This is a genomic window from Micromonospora sp. NPDC006766 (genome assembly GCF_040636055.1).
Lineage (GTDB): Bacteria > Actinomycetota > Actinomycetes > Mycobacteriales > Micromonosporaceae > Micromonospora.
Genome location: NZ_JBEYIX010000128.1, coordinates 1 through 2,429, shown reverse-complemented (window position 1 = coordinate 2,429; position 2,429 = coordinate 1). Strand labels below are relative to the sequence as shown.

The 2,429-nt window shown below is 68.2% G+C and carries 2 protein-coding genes; both read right to left on the bottom strand.

All coding sequences use genetic code 11. The features are described from left to right. Positions 1-39 precede the first annotated feature (39 nt). Positions 40-1,284 carry a tyrosine-type recombinase/integrase gene (locus ABZ671_RS32660; RefSeq protein ID WP_357865408.1) on the bottom strand — a complete coding sequence of 415 codons (1,245 nt, stop codon included), beginning with the start codon at positions 1,282-1,284 and terminating at the stop codon, positions 40-42. Further along, complete coding sequence (locus ABZ671_RS32655) at positions 1,281-2,285, bottom strand: tyrosine-type recombinase/integrase (protein WP_357865405.1); 1,005 nt, start codon at positions 2,283-2,285, stop codon at positions 1,281-1,283. The genes ABZ671_RS32660 and ABZ671_RS32655 overlap by 4 nt, the downstream gene beginning before the upstream one ends. Between the last annotated feature and the right edge of the window lie 144 nt (positions 2,286-2,429).

Here is a 2,429-nt window from a genome sequence, read left to right as displayed (position 1 = left end):
CGCTCATCGGCATTATGCAGGTAATCCTTGTCAAGCTGATCATGATGCGTGTCGGTCGATGCGGGTGAGGAGCCGGTCGAACAGGTCGACTCGGTGGGTCTGGTGGTGCTTGGCGGCGTGGTCGCGTTGGCGTTGCAGGGTGGGCCGGAACTCGATGCTGGTCTGGAAGAAGGTGCAGGTCTCGCAGATGGCCTCGAAGGCGCAGTCGAGTTCGGGTGGGCGGGTGCAGTAGCCGTTGCCGAGCAGGCGGTGGTGCTCGCGGCGGAGGCGGGCCATCTTCGGCCCGATCGCGTCGGCGGGTAGCGGTTTTCCTTGCTGGTAAAGCGATTCGACCTTTTCGGTGACGGCGAAGTACTCGTCGGCGACGGTCCGGTTGGCGATTTTGGCGTAGCGCAGGGTCATGTCGAGGCTGCGGTGGCCGAGCAGGGCGGCGATGGCTTCCAGGCTCATGCCCCGGTTGATGGCCTGGGTGGCGAGGGTGTGGCGTAGCTGGTGTGGGTGGATGTGGGGTAGCCCGGCGGCGGTGCCGGCTTTGTTGATCAGTCGGGTGACGGTGTGTCGGTCCAGCGGTCGGCCGTTTTCCCGTGGCAGCAGGAGTGGGTTGTCGGGGGCGACGTGGGTGGCGCGGTAGTCGGCGATGAGGGTGACCAGGTGCGGGTGCAGGGGCAGGTAGCGGTCCTCGTGGAGCTTGCCGACGGGCACGTGTAGCCAGTGGGCGGCGCCGATGAGCACGACCGCGTCGGCGGGTAGGGCGGTGAACTCGCCGACGCGTAGTCCGGTGCGTAGCAGCACCTCGACCACGACGCGTGCCAGCATGCGGGGCTGGGTTTGCGCGGCGCGCAGCAGTCTTGCGGCGGCTGCGTCGTCGAGGGCTTTGGGTAGGGGGTGGTCTTGGCGGGGCAGGTCGGCGGGGATGATCGGCACCCGGGTTGGGGCGTCTGGCCAGTCCCATTCGCTGATGCGCACGAAGAACATCCGTAGCGTGCCCAGCCGGTGCGCGAGGGTCGCGGGGGTGAGCCGGGCAGTGCGGTAGCCGGATCGGTCGGCCAGCCATTGGCGGAAGTCCTCCATGTGGCGGCGGCCGATGTCGGCGACGCTGGACACGTCCGGCGCGTGTTGGGTCAGGAACGCGGCGAGGGAGCGTAGGGCCTGGTCGGCGCCGCGGACGCTGCCTGGGCGCAGGATGCAGCTGATCTGGTCCAGGTAGCGGCGCATCGTGGTGACCACGTCCGGTATGACGTCGGCTAGCTGGTCCCAGCTGGGTAGCCGTGTTGATTCGCTCACCGACCTGCTCCATCCGCGATCGACAGGATGCGGCTGGGTGGTTCGCCGGGTAGCAGTTGCGCATCGATGGCTTCGGCGGCTTTGCGGTATTGGGAGGCGAGCCAGTCGTCGGCCAGGTGCAGGTAGATGCGGGTGGATTCGATCGAGGCGTGCCCGGCCTGGGCCTGCACTGCCTCCAAGGCCATGCCGGCCTCCCGTAGTCGGGTCAGGCAGGTGTGGCGCAACTGGTGGCAGGTCACCTGGCTCAGTCCGGCCCGCTGACGGGCGGAATCCAAGATCTGATCCAGTCCCGCCGGCGACAGCGGCATCCCCCGACGTGGCCCCTTCAACACCACGAACACTCGATCGGTGGCCGCGTCGGCAGGCCGTTCAGTTTGCAGGTAGGCCGCCAGCGAGGCGAAGAACCGGGCCGAGATCGGGATCAGCCGCTGGTGCCCGCCCTTGCCGTCGGCGATGAACACCCGCCGGGCGGCGACCTGCAGATCAGCCAGCCTCAGGCCAAGCACCTCGCAGCGGCGCAGCCCACCAAACACCATCGCCTCGGCCATGGCCCGATCTCGATGCGTGCGCAGCGCCGCCAATAGCGCATCCACCTGCGGCGGCTGCAGGATGCGCGGCAGCGTCCGTGGGGTGCGTACCAGCGGCACGCCCTGCCGCGGACGCTGCCGCTCCCGCCGAGTCGGCAAGCCACGCGGTACCGGGTTGGCCGGCACATCGCCACGCGCCTGCAGAAACGCGTACAGCCCCGACACGCTCGACAACCGCCGGCGCACCGTCCGCGCCGACAACCCCGCCGAGCCGTCGACGACCCCCTGCAACCGGCCGGCTGGCCGGCCCGTGTGCTGCGCGGTCACGAATGCCAGCACGTCCGCCGCGACCACCTGCGCCGGCGGCTTGCCGACCACCGTGAAGAAGACCTTCAGGTCGTAAGCGACCGCCACGACCGTGTTCGGCCGTGACCGCACCGCCAGGAACTCCAGGTAAGTGTCCAGCAACGGCACACCGAACCGGACAACGAGATCACCAGCCGCAGTCCGCGACCGACACAGGCAAAGATCGATCCAGGGAGACATACAGGAACCTCTCCATCGAACCCACCACCAATACTGGCAATGGGTCAACGAGGATTACCTGCATATCAAGCA